Source organism: Kitasatospora sp. CB02891 (genome assembly GCF_002803145.1).
GTDB lineage: Bacteria > Actinomycetota > Actinomycetes > Streptomycetales > Streptomycetaceae > Kitasatospora > Kitasatospora griseola.
Genome location: NZ_NNBO01000004.1, coordinates 260,124 through 273,547 on the forward strand (window position 1 = coordinate 260,124; position 13,424 = coordinate 273,547).

13 protein-coding genes are annotated in these 13,424 nt (G+C 74.3%); 6 read left to right on the forward strand and 7 right to left on the reverse strand.

Going from position 1 to position 13,424, the window contains the following annotated elements; translation table 11 throughout:
• Positions 1 to 3: 3 nt before the first annotated feature.
• The 3 genes from CG736_RS12175 to CG736_RS12185 are packed head-to-tail and all read right to left on the reverse strand — an operon-like array spanning position 4 to position 3,358.
• Entirely contained in the window at positions 4 to 1,371 is a 1,368-nt protein-coding gene (locus CG736_RS12175) for an amino acid decarboxylase (RefSeq protein ID WP_100586196.1), read from the reverse strand.
• Positions 1,362 to 2,351, reverse strand: a complete 990-nt coding sequence (locus CG736_RS12180) for an ornithine cyclodeaminase (RefSeq protein WP_100586197.1) — start codon at positions 2,349 to 2,351, stop codon at positions 1,362 to 1,364. Before CG736_RS12180 ends, CG736_RS12175 begins: the two co-directional genes overlap by 10 nt.
• A 26-nt stretch (positions 2,352 to 2,377) precedes the next feature.
• A complete protein-coding gene (locus CG736_RS12185) occupies positions 2,378 to 3,358 on the reverse strand; it encodes a TauD/TfdA family dioxygenase (protein WP_100586198.1) in 981 nt (326 codons plus the stop codon).
• A gap of 336 nt (positions 3,359 to 3,694) precedes the next feature.
• On the opposite strand from CG736_RS12185, the gene CG736_RS12190 reads away from it, so the two are divergent.
• Genes CG736_RS12190 through CG736_RS12205 form a run of 4 tightly spaced genes read left to right on the forward strand, consistent with a single transcriptional unit; the run spans position 3,695 to position 8,452 of the window.
• Complete coding sequence (locus tag CG736_RS12190) at positions 3,695 to 5,254, forward strand: ABC transporter substrate-binding protein (RefSeq protein WP_100586199.1); 1,560 nt, start codon at positions 3,695 to 3,697, stop codon at positions 5,252 to 5,254.
• Positions 5,251 to 6,231 (forward strand): ABC transporter permease, encoded by a 981-nt coding sequence (locus CG736_RS12195; protein ID WP_255418999.1) that lies wholly within the window; start codon positions 5,251 to 5,253, stop codon positions 6,229 to 6,231. Before CG736_RS12190 ends, CG736_RS12195 begins: the two co-directional genes overlap by 4 nt.
• Positions 6,228 to 7,049 carry an ABC transporter permease subunit gene (locus CG736_RS12200; RefSeq protein ID WP_100586200.1) on the forward strand — a complete coding sequence of 274 codons (822 nt, stop codon included), beginning with the start codon at positions 6,228 to 6,230 and terminating at the stop codon, positions 7,047 to 7,049. The genes CG736_RS12195 and CG736_RS12200 overlap by 4 nt, the downstream gene beginning before the upstream one ends.
• Entirely contained in the window at positions 7,046 to 8,452 is a 1,407-nt protein-coding gene (locus CG736_RS12205; RefSeq protein ID WP_100586201.1) for an ABC transporter ATP-binding protein, read from the forward strand. The genes CG736_RS12200 and CG736_RS12205 overlap by 4 nt, the downstream gene beginning before the upstream one ends.
• A 4-nt stretch (positions 8,453 to 8,456) precedes the next feature.
• Here CG736_RS12205 and CG736_RS12210 read toward each other — a convergent pair whose 3' ends face one another.
• On the reverse strand, positions 8,457 to 8,852 hold the full coding sequence (locus CG736_RS12210) for a hypothetical protein (protein WP_157815539.1): 396 nt from the start codon (positions 8,850 to 8,852) through the stop codon (positions 8,457 to 8,459).
• Between the two features lie 311 nt (positions 8,853 to 9,163).
• Between CG736_RS12210 and adhP the strand changes: the two genes are divergently transcribed.
• Positions 9,164 to 10,180 carry an alcohol dehydrogenase AdhP gene (gene adhP / locus CG736_RS12215; protein ID WP_100586203.1) on the forward strand — a complete coding sequence of 339 codons (1,017 nt, stop codon included), beginning with the start codon at positions 9,164 to 9,166 and terminating at the stop codon, positions 10,178 to 10,180.
• A gap of 41 nt (positions 10,181 to 10,221) precedes the next feature.
• Entirely contained in the window at positions 10,222 to 10,644 is a 423-nt protein-coding gene (locus CG736_RS12220; RefSeq protein WP_100586204.1) for a universal stress protein, read from the forward strand.
• 61 nt (positions 10,645 to 10,705) lie between these two features.
• Here the strand turns inward: CG736_RS12220 and CG736_RS12225 are convergent, their stop codons facing one another.
• Genes CG736_RS12225 through CG736_RS12235 form a run of 3 tightly spaced genes read right to left on the reverse strand, consistent with a single transcriptional unit; the run spans position 10,706 to position 13,414 of the window.
• The gene (locus CG736_RS12225) at positions 10,706 to 11,215 is read right to left on the reverse strand and encodes a peroxiredoxin (RefSeq protein ID WP_100586205.1); all 510 of its coding nucleotides are present in this window, start codon (positions 11,213 to 11,215) and stop codon (positions 10,706 to 10,708) included.
• Positions 11,178 to 12,317 carry a Rieske 2Fe-2S domain-containing protein gene (locus tag CG736_RS12230; RefSeq protein WP_100586206.1) on the reverse strand — a complete coding sequence of 380 codons (1,140 nt, stop codon included), beginning with the start codon at positions 12,315 to 12,317 and terminating at the stop codon, positions 11,178 to 11,180. The genes CG736_RS12225 and CG736_RS12230 overlap by 38 nt, the downstream gene beginning before the upstream one ends.
• A 41-nt stretch (positions 12,318 to 12,358) precedes the next feature.
• Complete coding sequence (locus CG736_RS12235; protein ID WP_100586207.1) at positions 12,359 to 13,414, reverse strand: NADP-dependent oxidoreductase; 1,056 nt, start codon at positions 13,412 to 13,414, stop codon at positions 12,359 to 12,361.
• Positions 13,415 to 13,424: the final 10 nt, after the last annotated feature.

Consider the following 13,424-nt stretch of genomic DNA (forward strand, 5'->3'; position numbering starts at 1 on the left):
GGATCAGCGGTCTAGGCGCCAGCGCGGGCGGTCGCCGGAGTGGTCGACGACCACCTTCGGCGGCAGCGGGAGTTCGTGGAAGGGGGACTCGTTGGAGTCCATCTGGTAGCCGGCCGTGTTGGGGTAGACCAGCAGGTCGCCCACCCGGGGCCGGGCCGGGAAGGCGATCTTGCGCCAGGTCAGCAGGTCGGAGTCCAGACAGCTGGCCCCGCCCACGCACGCCCGGTACGGCCGGTCGGCGAGGTCTGCGGGATCGGCGAGGTCAGCGGGATCGGCGGGCGAGGGGGCCGCCCGGAGCAGGACCGGCTCCGGCAGGTACTCGCTGGCGAACCACTGCTCGGACAGGCTGAGGCTGGTGCCGTCCACCGTGACGATGCCGTACCCGGCGCGGTCCTTGACGCCCTGGACGGGGAACACCGACGACCCGGCCCGGTCCAGCAGCGCGCGGCCGGGCTCCAGCAGGAGCGTCACACCGGCCTGCCGGAGCCGCTCGGCGAGACTGGGCCCGGTGCCGCCGGGGCGGGCGGCGAGGATCGCGCGCAGGGCGTCGGCGCCGGCGACGGGGGAGTGGTACGGGTAGAAGTCGCCTGCGGCGAAGGACTTTTCGCCGTGGTAGTGCCCGGGCCGCTGGGCGGTGAGGAAGGCGTCCCAGGCGTCGGCGGCGACGTAGTCCACGGGGAAGCCGCCGCCGATGCTGATCCGGTCCGCAGGCAGGCCCAACGACCGTGCGTGCAGGCAGAGTTCGACGAGCTCCCCGGCCAGGTCGGCGCGCGGCCGGACCGCGTAGCCGGACAGGTGGAAGCTGAAGCCCTCCATCCGCACGGCGTCGCCCGCCGCTGCGCACCGCTCCAGTGCCCGGTGCAACTGCCCGTCGTCCAGCCCGAACCGGCTGCCCGGCTGGGACGGCGGGTGGCGGCGCAGCAGGACGCGGGCGGGTCGGCCGCCGTCGAGGCCGAGCAGGTGCTCCAGTTCGTCGGGGGCGTCGACGGCGATCAACGCGCCCTGCCGGACGGCGACCCGGAGCAGGGGCGCGGACTTGGCGGGGCCGGTGACGACCAGGTGCTCGCCGCGCACGCCGTGGCCGAGCGCGTCGCGCAGCTCGCCGAGGGACGCCACGTCGACGCCGGTGTCGGCCGCGGCGCACCGGTCGACGAACACGGAGGCCTTGTTGGCCTTCTTCGCGTAGTGGATCCGGCCGTCGACGCCGGCGTCGGCGAGGGCGGCGCGGAACGCGGCGAGGTTGGCGTCGAACCGCTCGGGCAGCAGGTAGTGGAACGGGCCGCCGAGGCCGTGGGCGAGTTCGTGGAGCAGGCCGCTGCGGTGGATCCGCTCGGCGAGCGGGTCGGGGTGGGCGGGCAGGGTCAGCGCCACAGGGCGACCTCGGTGCCGAGCCGCTGGTCGGCGGCGAGTTGGGCGAAGCGGTGGCCGAGGGCGATGTCGGTGACCACGAGTCCGCTGTTGTAGGCGAAGATCCGCTGTTCGGGCGCGGTGCGGGCGGCGCCGTCGCCGGCCAGGACGGCGGGCAACTCCACGTCGACGGGCGGGAGTTCGCCGTCGGCGTCGGCCATGTCGGTGCCGGTGACGCGCATCTGGGCCGCGCTGGTGGCGATCACGCGGTCCGCCCGGTGGAGGGTGGCGGGCGCGAGGCCGTGGCCGACCAGGATCGCCACCGCGCCGGGCTTCAGCCAGTCGGCCTCGACGGCGGCCCGGGTGTGCCCGCCGGCGGTCGCGACGACCAGGTCGGCGTCGCGGGCGGCGGCCTCCAGGTCGGTGACCAGTTCGAGCTCCCGGTCGGGGAAGTGCCGGGCGAGTTCGGCCCGGACGGCGGCGATGCCGTCGGGGTGGGTGCCGGACAGCAGCAGGCGCTCCAGCCCGGGCAGGGCGGTGAGCAGGAACGGCAGGGCGAGCCGGCCCTGGGTGCCGGTGCCGATCACCAGCGCCGTCCTCGCCCCGGGGGCGGCGCATTCGCGGGCCAGCAGCGCGGAGACGGCCGGGGTGCGCAGGGAGCCGATCCGGGCGCAGTCCAGCATGGCGACCGGCCGTCCGGTGACGTCGTCGTACAGGGTCAGCGTCGTGTAGTAGTGCTGCTGTTCGCGGCCGACGTCCAGGCCGTGCTTGTACGAGGTCTTGACGGCGACGACGTTGCGCGCGCCGTCGCGGCCGAGCATGGCGTACGCGACGGAGTGGCCGTCGGCCGGTTTGACGGTGAGCTTGCGCGGGTTGTCGGACTGTCCGGCGGCCAGTGTGCGGTAGGCCTGTTCGACGGTGTCGAGGACGTCGGCGAGGGTGATGTCCAGTCCGGCGAGGTCGCTGGTGGACAGGACCCGCAGGGTGGTGTCGTCCCGGTCCATGGGGGATGCCCTTTCGAGGAGGTGGCTCAGAGGGTGAGGGCGGCCTGGCCGTAGCCGTGTTCGTCCGCCTCGGCGGCCGGGCGGGTGGGGCGCTGTTCGACGCGGACGGAGGCGCGCTTGAGCCAGCGGTCGGTGCCGTCGTAGCGGGCCCGGAACGGCACCCGGCCGTGGACGACCAGGTCGTTGTCGACGACCAGGACGTCACCCGGCTCCAGGCTCACCGCGACCGAGACCCGGGCGAGTTCGTCACCGAGCCGCCCGTACGCGGCGCGCCAGGCCGGGTCCGCGGTCTCCTGCGGGGTGTAGGCCGGGTCGTAACGCATGGTCAGGCCGTCGGGCGCCTCGAACAGGGTGGGCACGGGGGCGGGCCGCCCGCCGAACCGCTGGGCCTGCTCGTAGGCGTCGTCGGGCAGGATCGGCGCGACCGGCAGCTTCAACCGGTCGACGTCGGCGTCGGACAGCTCGACGAGGCGGACGCTGGCCGCGGTGGTGGCGATGGCGTCGTGGTTGCGCATGCAGCACAGCAGCAGCAGGTGCGCGCGGCCCGGGTGGAAGGCGTCCTCGGTGTGCGGGGTGAGCAGGACGGAGCTGGAGGCGCCGGTCTGCTCGCTCTCGTGGCCGGGCGACGGGACGATGTTGTGCACGAACCGGCCGTCCTGCTGGCCCTCCCACGCGATCGGGGTGCCCATCAGGGCGGAGACCAGCAGCAGGGCCACGTCCCACAGCGCGCCGGCGTCGCCGACCTTCGACCAGTGCCCGGGGGTGGGGCCGAGGTCGGTGTCGTCGATGCGCAGTCCGCGCAGTACGAACAGGCCGTCGGCGGTGTCGACGGGGCGCAGTCGGCGGCGCAGCGGTTCGCCGAGCGCGGCCGACTTCGCGGGCAGGTCGGCGAGCAGGCCGGGGCTGGTGGCGGAGCCGTGAAGGGCCAGCAACTCGGCTGCGGCGGAGGTGAGTTCCGCGACGGCGGTGGGGTCGAGACGGCGTACCGGGGCAGGGCAGGTGGGCACGGCGGGACCTTCCGGGGACAGGAGGGGGGACGGAGCCACGTGGCATCACCGCGCCGAGGTGGGACGGCGGGGGAGCTGCGCGTGGAGCATCGGTCCGGGGCGGCTCGAACCGCCGGACGGCACGAAACGTAACAACGACTTTGAGGTTAGGCAACCCTTACTTATTCGATCGCTGGCGATGGAGTTTGTTTGATGTGTAGTCAACTGGCCTGGAAATCAAGGAAGTTGGCGGTCCGGTGGATGGCTGGCACTGGGGCGGCGGGCTTGCGGCGGGCGTCGAACTTAGGGTAGGCAAACCTCAGCAAGTAGAGCGCGGACCCGAGACGAGGATCGAACGTGGGCGTCACCAGACGACAGCTGCTGTGGGCCGGAGCCGGAGCGGGGGCGGTCGGCGTGCTTGCCGCCTGCGGTGGCGGCAACGGCGGCGGCGAGGGTGCCGCGTCCTCCGGCGAGTCCGGCCAACAGCCGCGCCCGGGTGGGACGTTGAAGGTCGGTGCGCTCGGGAAGGCCTCCGCCGTCACCCGGGATCCGCACGGCAGCCAGGCGAACGAGAGCGACTACCTGATCATCAGCCTGATCTACGACACGCTGGCGATACCGGGGGCGAGCACCAACACCGCCCCCCGCCTGGCCGCCTCCTGGAAGCCCTCGCCGGACCTGCGGACCTGGCGCTTCACCCTGGCCGACGGCGCCGCCTTCCACGACGGCGCCCCGGTCACCGCCGACGACGTGGTCTGGTCGCTGAAGCGCCTGCGCAACACCCCGGCCGGCCGGAGCCGGCTGCCCGGCATCCGGCCCGAGAGCATCACGGCGGAGGACGCCCGGACGGTCGTCCTGGTCTCCGACTACCCCAACGCCGACCTGCCGCTGCTGACCCGGCTGACCACCTTCGTGCTGAAGAAGGACACCGCGGACGACGCGATCGCCGGCGCCCCGGGCACCGGACCGTTCAAGCTCGACTGGTACCGCGACGGCAACGCCCGCCTGGTGCGCAACGACCACTGGTACGGCGGCCAGGTCCTGCTGGACGCCGTCGAGGTGCGGCTGTTCGAGAGCCCGCAGGCGATGGCCAACGCCCTGCTGGCCGGGCAGATCGACGTCGCCTCCAACGTCGGCGCCGTCGCCGCCCGGACGGCCGAGGCCCGCAAGGACGTCCGGATCGTCCGCCGGCCCAACGACATGGCGATGCCCGTGGTGATGCGCACCGCCGACGGTCCGTTCGCCGATCCGCGGGTGCGCGAGGCGCTCAAGCTCGCCGTCGACCGCGACGCCATGGTCAGGCAGGTGCTGTCCGGCTACGGCACCGTCGCCAACGACATCCTCGGCACCGGCGACCCGGCCTTCGCCAAGGACATCCCGCAGCGCACCCGGGACCTGGCCAGGGCCCGGCAGCTGCTCGCCGACGCCGGCTTCGACACCGCGAAGACCTACGACCTGGTCACCACCGAGGACATCGCCGGCCTGGCGGAGTCCGCGACGCTGTTCGCCACCCAGGTCCGCGAGGCCGGTGTGAAGATCGACGTGGTGAAGCAGGACTCCAAGGTCTTCTGGGACGACACCTGGCTCAAGGGCACGCTCTACACCAGCTACTGGGGCACCAACGACTCGGTGGTGTTCTTCGCCTCCAAGACGATGCTCTCGGACGCCGGCCAGAACGAGTCCGGCTGGAACGAGCCGAGCTTCGACGAGACCTACCGCACGGCCATGGGCACCGCCGACGCCGCCGAGCGCGACAAACTGCTGCACCGGCTCCAGGAGATCGAGTTCGCCGGGTCCGGCTACCTGCTGTGGGGCATGGCCGACGGCATCGACCTGGCCGGCGCGGCCGTCCGCGACCTGCCCGGGCTGCCCGGCTACGGCCGCGTCCAGCTCGAAAAGACCTGGCTGGCGCGTTGACCGCGCCCCGGGCGTCCGGTCTCCCGGCCCGCGTCCTCCCCGGCGCGGGCCGGGTCGCCCGGCAGGCCGCCCGGCGCGTACTGATGCTGGTCGTCCTGCTGGCGGTCGTGTTCGCCGCCGTCGAGCTGCTGCCCGGCGATGCCGCCGGCGCGAGCTCCGACCGGGGCGTCGGCGCCGCCGACCTCGCCGCCCGGCGCGCCGCCATGGGCCTCGACCGCCCGGTCGCCGAACGCTTCGGGGACTGGATGACCGGCCTGCCCACCGGCGACCTGGGGACCACCGCGCACGGCCGGCCCGTCACCGACGTGCTGGCCGGGCCGTTCCCCAACACCCTGCTGCTCGGCGGCCTCGCCCTCGTCCTGAGCACCGCCGGCGCGCTCGCCTTCGGCGGCTGGGCCGCGCTGCGCCCCGGCGGCCGCGTCGACCGGGCCGTCGACGCCCTGTCCACCGCGGCGTTCGCGCTGCCGGAGTTCGTGGTCTCCGTCGCGCTGCTCCTGCTGCTGTCCCGGTGGACCGGCTGGCTGCCCGCCGTCACCCTCACCGGGCCGGACGGCAGACCCGAGAGCTGGACCATGATCGTGCTGCCGCTGCTGGCCCTGACGGTCCCCCAGGTCGGCTGGAACACCCGGATCGTCCGCGGCGCGCTCGCCGACCAGGCGGCCCTGCCGCACGTCCGGGCCGCCGTCCTCGACGGCCTGCCCCGCCGGCGCATCCTCGCCCGCCACGTGCTGCCGGGCGCGCTGCCCGCCGTCGCCGTCGGCATCGCCACCTCCGCCGGGATGCTGCTGGGCGGCGCCGTCGTCGTCGAGACCCTCTTCAACTACCCGGGCATCGGCGCCGTCCTGGCCGGGGCGATCACCGACCGCGACACGCCGCTGGTCGCCGGAGTGGTGGCCGCCGCCGGCGCCGCCGTCAGTGCGCTCCTGCTGCTCGCCGACCTCGTCCGCACCACCACTCTCGGAGAAGAGCGACGATGACCGCCCCCGCGCCCACCACCCGGCGGGTGCTGCTCCGTTCGGCCCCCGCGCTCACCCTGGTCGCCCTCGCGCTCGCCGGGCCGCTGCTCGCCCCGCACCCGATCGACACCCCCGTCACCTTCCCGTACGCCGGAGCGGGCGACGGCGCACCGCTCGGCGGCGACCAGCTCGGCCGGGACGTCCTCAGCCGCCTGCTGACCGGCGGCGCACCCCTGATCGCCACCGCCCTGGCCATCGCGCTGGCCGTCACCGCGGCCGCCACCGCCGTCGGCATCGTCGCGGTGCTGCGCCCGGCCCTCGGCCGGTGGATCGAACGTGCCGCGGACCTGACGATCCTGCTGCCGCCCGTGCTCGCCGTCATGCTCGTCGCCCTGGCCTGGCCCGGCGGCGGCCGGCTCGCCGTCGCGGTCGCCGCCACCCTGCTCGGGATCCCCTACGCGGTCCGGATCGTCGCCGCCGCGGCCGCCCCCGTCGCCGCCACCGGCTTCGTCGAAGCCGCGGCCGCCGGCGGCGAGACGCTCCGGCACCTGACGTTCCACCAGGTCCTCCCCAACCTGCGCGCCACCCTGCTCGCGCTGTTCGGTCTGCGCTTCGTCGAAGGCGTCTACCTGGTCTCGGTCGCCGCGTTCCTCCAACTCGGCCCCCGACCTCCCGAAGCGGACTGGGCGTTGATGATCCGGGAGAACGCCGCCGGGATCACCCTCAACCCGTGGGCCGTCGCCGCGCCCTGCCTCGCCATCGGCCTGCTCGCCATCGGCGTCAACCTCGCCGCCGAGGCGCTCGCCCCCGCCCGGCCCACCCCGGAGACCCCGCTGTGAGCACCACCGAACCCGCCGCCCGCGCCGCCGGCCTCTCCATCGCCCTCGGGGACACCCCGCTGCTCGTGGACGCCGAACTCACCCTCCGCCCCGGCCGGATCACCGCCGTCACCGGCCCCTCCGGCGCCGGCAAGACCACCCTGCTGCGCGCCCTCGTCGGCGCCCTCCCCCCGGGCGCGCGCCGTGCGGAGGGGAGCCTCACCGTCCTCGGTCACGACATCCTCGCCCTCCCGCCCGAGGAACTGCGCCGACTGCGCCGCCACCGCCTCGCCTTCCTCGGCCAGGACCCGGGCTCCGGACTCAACCCCCGCATGCGGGTCGCCCGGCTCGTCGCCGAGACCGCCCCGCAGCCCCGCCGAATCTCCGTGCCGGAGCTGCTGCGGGCCGTCCGGCTCCCCACCGACGAGGGCCTCGAACACCGCCGCCCCGGGAGCCTGTCCGGCGGACAGCAGCGCCGCGTCGCGCTGGCCCGCGCCCTCGCCCGCCGGCCCGCGATCCTGCTCCTCGACGAACCCACCGCCGGACTGGACGCCGCCCTGCGCGACGAGATCGCCGACCTGCTGCGCGAGCTGGCCGACCGCGACCGCATCGCCGTCGCGCTCAGCAGCCACGACACCGAGTTCGTCGCCCGCTGCGCCGACGAGACGTCGGTGCTGCGGCCCGCTGTCGCCGGCCCCCGTCGCGCGAAGCCCGCGCCGGTCCGCAGCTCCGTCGAGGCCGCGCCGGTCGTCGACGTGACGGCGCTCGACGCCCGGGTGGGCGCCGGCCGGACCCGCCGTCAGGTCCTCACCGGCCTCGAACTCTCGCTCCGTCCCGGCACGTTGACCGGGATCACCGGCCCCTCGGGCTGCGGCAAGACCACGCTGCTGCGCACCCTGGCCGGCCTGCACCGCCCCGACGCCGGCCGCATCACCCTCGACGGCGAACCCCTGGCCGCCTCCTACCGTCGGCGCACCCGCGACCAGCGCCGGCGCATCCAACTCGTCCCGCAGAACCCGCTCGGCGCGCTCAACCCCGCCCACACCGTCGGCGCCACCCTCGCCAGGCCGCTGAAGCTCCACTTCGCCCGCTCCGCCGACGAGTGCGAGGCCCGGGTCGCCGAACTGCTCATCGCCGTCGGCCTCACCCCCGACCACGCCGGACGCCGCCCCGACGAGCTCTCCGGCGGCCAGCGCCAGCGGGTCTCCGTCGCCCGGGCGCTGGCCGCCGAACCCGACGTCCTGCTGTGCGACGAGATCACCTCGGCCCTCGACGCCGCCACCGCCGACGGCATCATGGACCTCCTCGGCGACCTCCGTGCCGCCCGGGGCCTCGCCGTCCTCCTGGTCAGCCACGACCTGCCCCTGGTGGCGGCCCACGCGGATCACCTGCTCACCCTGGAACGCGCCTACGCAGCACCGTAGTCGGTCAGGGACCGAAGACCACCAGGTAGGCCACGCCGCAGGCCAGCAGGTAGACCGCCACGGCGACGGGCAGCGCGCGCCAGGGCGAGCGCCCGCGACGCCGGGCCCGGACGGCGCCCACGGAGGCGAGCACCACGGCCGCCAGCAGGCCGGCCCACGGAAGGGCGACGGTGAGCGCCCACACGGCGGGGTTGCACACCGCCGCCGAGCCGTCCGGACTCCCGGTGCCGCAGCTGTCCGTGGCGAACAGCATTCCGAACGAGAACAGCGCGTCGACCAGGGCGCCGAGCACCGCGAACAGCACCACCACGACGATGAACCCGACCGGCGCCCCGGCCGGTCTGCCCATGGCTGCCGGGCCGTACCCGGGCATCGCGGGCCGGTCCTGATAATCCCCCACCGTTCCTGATCCTCCTCCCTGCACGGCGTCTCTCCCCGACCCGCCGTGTCCTCGAAGCGGCACACCTTATCCAGTCGAAGTCCGAGCTGTCACTCGGCAGTCGGCCCCTGGTCGCCGGGGGTCTCCAGCTGCCTTTGCCCGGGCGGATCGGTCGCAGGGAGACCATCGTCGCCGGTCCGGGGACCTTCGGCCTCGATGCGGTGCACCGCCCGGCCCCAGCGGACGGCCGGGCCGGCGAGGTGGGATGGAGACAGCGCGGCAGCCGGTGCACACCGGGGCCGCTCCGCCACGGTCAGAAGGGCAGGACCATCATGAAGGCCGCCGTCGTCCACGCGTTCACCGAACCGCTCGCCGTCGAGGACCGTCCCGTCCCGACCCCGGACTCGCGGCAGGTCCTGGTCCGGCTGGAGGCCTGCGGGCTGTGCCACACCGACATCCACGCCGCCCGCGGCGACTGGCCGGTGCAGCCCGGCCTGCCGTTCGTCCCCGGCCACGAGGGCGTCGGCATCGTGGAGGCGATCGGCGAAGAGGTGCGGCACGTGCGGATCGGCGAGCGGGTCGCCATCGCCTGGCTCGCCGACGCCTGCGGCCGCTGCGACCACTGCGTGGCCGGCCGGGAGACGCTCTGCCGGGCCCAGCACAACAGCGGCTACTCGGTGGACGGCGCCTACGCCGAGTACGCGCTCGCCCACGGCGACTACGTGGTGCCCGTCCCCGACGGCGTCGACCCGCTGGACGCCGCCCCGCTGACCTGCGCCGGCGTCACCACCTACAAGGCGCTCAAGGTCTCCGGCGCCCGCCCCGGCACCCGGGTGCTGATCTCCGGCATCGGCGGCCTCGGCCACCTCGCCCTGCAGTACGCCCGGATCTTCGGCGCCGAGACCATCGCCGTCGACGTCACCGACGAGAAGCTGGCCCTGGCCCGCGAACTCGGCGCCGACCACGTCCTGGACGCCCGGTTCCAGGACGTCGCCGCCGAGGTCCAGGCGCTCGGCGGCGCCCACGCGGCGATCGCCCTCGCCGTCAGCAACGACTCGTTCCGTGCCGCGTACGGCTCGCTGCGCCGCGGCGGCACGCTCGTCCTGGTGGCTCTCCCGGCCGACGGGACGCTCGAACTGCCGGTGTTCGACACGGTGTTGAACGGCACCTCGGTGATCGGCTCGATCGTCGGCACCCGCGAGGACCTGGCCGAGGTGTTCCGGCTGCACTCCCTCGGCCGCACCCGGGTGATCCGCGAGACCCGTCGGCTGGACGAGGTGAACGGCTGCTTCGACGAGGTGCTGAGCGGCAAGGTCGCCGCCCGCCTGGTCTTCGACCTGCGCGCCTGAACGCGCCCCGGTTCCTCCCCACAGACCCGAAAGGAAACACCATGGACAGGACGGCACAGCGACGGATCGTGGTGGGCGTCGACGGATCGGCGTCCTCCCGGGCGGCCCTGCGGTGGGCGGCCCGCCAGGCGGCCGTGGTCGGCGCCACCGTCGAGGCGATCACCACCTGGGAGTACCCGGCCGCGTTCGGCTGGAGCGTCCCCGTCGTCGACGCGGACATCGCCGCGTCCGCCGCGAAGACCCTCGCCGAGACCGTCGCCCAGGAGGCCGCGGAGCACGGCGTCGAGATCCGCGAACGGGTCGAGTCCGGCAACGCCGCCCAGATCCTCCTGGAGGCCGCCGAAGGCGCCGAGCTCCTGGTGCTCGGCAACCGCGGCCACCACGGCTTCGCCAAGGCCCTGCTCGGCTCCGTCAGCCAGCACTGCGTCCAGCACGCGAGCTGCCCGGTGGTCGTCGTCCGGTAGGCGGCCGTCACGAGTGCGCCTCCGCCGCTCGGCGGAGGCGCACTCGTGTTCCGACGCCGGGTCAGCCCGCGGGCGTCGCCTCGGCGTCGCCGGAGGACAGCGCGGCCAGTTGCTCGATCAGGGTGTCGGTGCTGCGGTAGGTCAGGCCGGCCAGCGCGATGTGGCGCCAGCGGACGATGCCGGCGGCGTCGAGGACGAAGACCGAGCGGCGCAGGCCGATGCCCGGAGCGGTGATGCCCCAGGACCTGGCCAGGGCCTCGCCGGTGTCGGTCAGCAGGGGGAGGTGCAACTCGCGCTTGCGGGCGAAGCGTTCGTGGCTGTCGAGGTCCTGGCCGCTGATGCACCAGACGGCCGCGCCGAGGTCGGTGAAGCGGGCGAGGTCGGAGTTGTAGGAGCAGAGCTGGCGGGTGCAGACCAGGGTGTCGTCGCCCGGGTAGAAGGCCAGGACGAGCGGGCTGCCCTTGGCGTCGGCGAGGCGGTACTCGCGGCGGTGGGCGGTGTCTCCGTCGAACTGGACTCCGGGCAGGGTGAACTCAGGGGCGGGTGTGCCCGGTTCGGGTGGTCTGGCCATGGTCGGGGCCTTCCTCGGGAGTGACGGCGACGAGCGGGACGGTCGGCTGCGGGAGTCGGCCGTTGGTGCGGTCGGGCGGGTAGAACTGCCGGGACCAGCGCCGGAACGGGCCGATCGGGCCGTCGCCGGCGGCGAGCCGCGGGCGGGAAAGATACTGCTTGGTGGACCAGATCGGGAAGTCCGCGGCGGTGAACTCGCAGCTGAACCTGAACATCGGGCCGGCCAGCAGCCGGGTCAGCGAGCGGCTGACGGTGCGGGCCAACGCCGGTGGCAGGACGGACGGTTCGGTCACCAGGAAGCGGCTGGCCTGCCGGAACTGCATCCGGCCGGGCGCGGTCTGGGTGGCCATCACCAGGGAGCACATCTCCAGGCCGAGCGCCGGCGTGTGGATGTCGGTGTGCAGGCAGCTCAGGCCGTAGCCGTCGACCTCGACGTCGACCTGGCGTCGGCCGATCAGCGGGAACTCCTCCTGCACCCGCATCGAGACGTGGAAGCTCACGTCGCCGAACGCGACGGGAGCGGCGAGTTCGCCGCGGGACCAGCCGTGCAGGGTCTGGAAGTGCCCGACGTCCACGGAGTTCTCCATGACGTCCTGGGCGTAGCCGGCCATCTCCCAAGTGGCGTGCCGGGCGGGCAGGTTGCCGAGGACGTGCCAGGCGGGGAGCTCCCAGTCGGGTTCCCGGCCGTCGTGGTGGCGCCAGACGAAGACGGCGTCGTTGACCTCGCGCACCGGAAGGTGGGTCAGGGCGGCCTTGGGCGGCGGCGGGGTGCCGTAGCCGGTGCGCACGCAGCCGCCGTCCGGGCCGAAGGCGAAGCGGTGGAAGGGGCAGACCAGGTCGTTGCCGGCCACCTTCGCCAGGCCGAGGTGGGCGCCCAGGTGCGGACAGTAGGGGCGGACGGCCCGGACGCGGCCGTCGCGCTGCCGGTACAGCACGACGTCCTGGCCGGCGAGTCGTCGGGTCAGCACGGTGCCTCGGGTCAGTTCGGCGGTGAAGGCGAGCGCCGCCCAGCCGTCCGGGTAGGGCAGGGCCGGCGGCAGCGCGGCGTCGCTCGGGGTCGGGCCCTGGGTGGTGACCTGTCCGAACTTCCGGGACGGTCGCACGGTTCCTCCTGTGGGTCGCGGTGGCGCTGCGGTCGCCCGGTTCAGAGTTCGACGACGACCTTGCCGCGGTTGGCGGCGCGGCCGTCGCCGTACAGGCTCCGGTAGGCGGTGGGGATGGCGTCGAAGCCGTGGTGGACGGTCTGCCGGTAGCGGATCCCGCCGCTGCGGACCAGGGCGCCGACCTCGGCGCGGAGCGCGGCCCAGTTGGGTTCGGTGAACCACTCGGGCGCGAAGATGCCGCGGATGGTGGTGCGCGGGAACAGGATGTACGGCAGCAGGCGGAGCCCGGTGTGGTCGTTGCCGACCTGGGTGGCCCACTGCCAGCAGACCGCGACCCGGCTGTGGACGTTCAGCATGGCGAACGCCGCGTCGGTGACGGCGCCGCCCAGGTTGTCGAGGTACCGGTCGATGCCGCCGGGCGCGGCCTTGCGCAGCAGGTCGCCGATCCGCTCGGGGTCGTCGCCGTGCCGGTAGACGACGGGTTCGATGCCCAGGTCGGCGAGGTAGTCGGCCTTCTGCTCGGAGCCGGTGGTGCCGATCACCCGGGCGCCGGCCCGGGCGGCGAGCTGTCCGAACAGCGAGCCGACGGAGCCGGTCGCGCCGCTGACCAGGACGGTGTGGTCCGGTTCGACGGCCATGAACTTGGTCATCGTGCCCCAGGCGGTCATGCCGGAGCCGCCCAGGATGCCCAGGGCGGTGCTGACCGGCAGGGCGTCGTCGTAGTGCGCGGGGTCGAGGCGGCGGAACGCCGGGAAGACCATCGGGAAGGTCCCGGTCTGCCACGGCCGTTCCGCGCCGGTGCCGACCAGGTGGGTGCACCAGCCGCCGTAGCCCTGGACCAGGTCGCCCACCGTGAACCGGGCGCGCGGCCCGGCCGCCAGCACCTCCATCACGGCGTCGCCGCCCATCAGGTCGCCGAGCGGGGTGTCCAGGGTGATGCCGTGCAGGTAGGGGTCGAGCGAGAGGTACCGGGTGCGGAACAGCATCTCGTCGTCCGCGAGGTCGACGTCGACGTCCTCGACCACCTTCCGGTACATCCGCTCGACGTCCGGCACCCCTTCGAGGTGTTCCTGGACGACCCACTTGGCGATCTGCACGGGCGCTCTC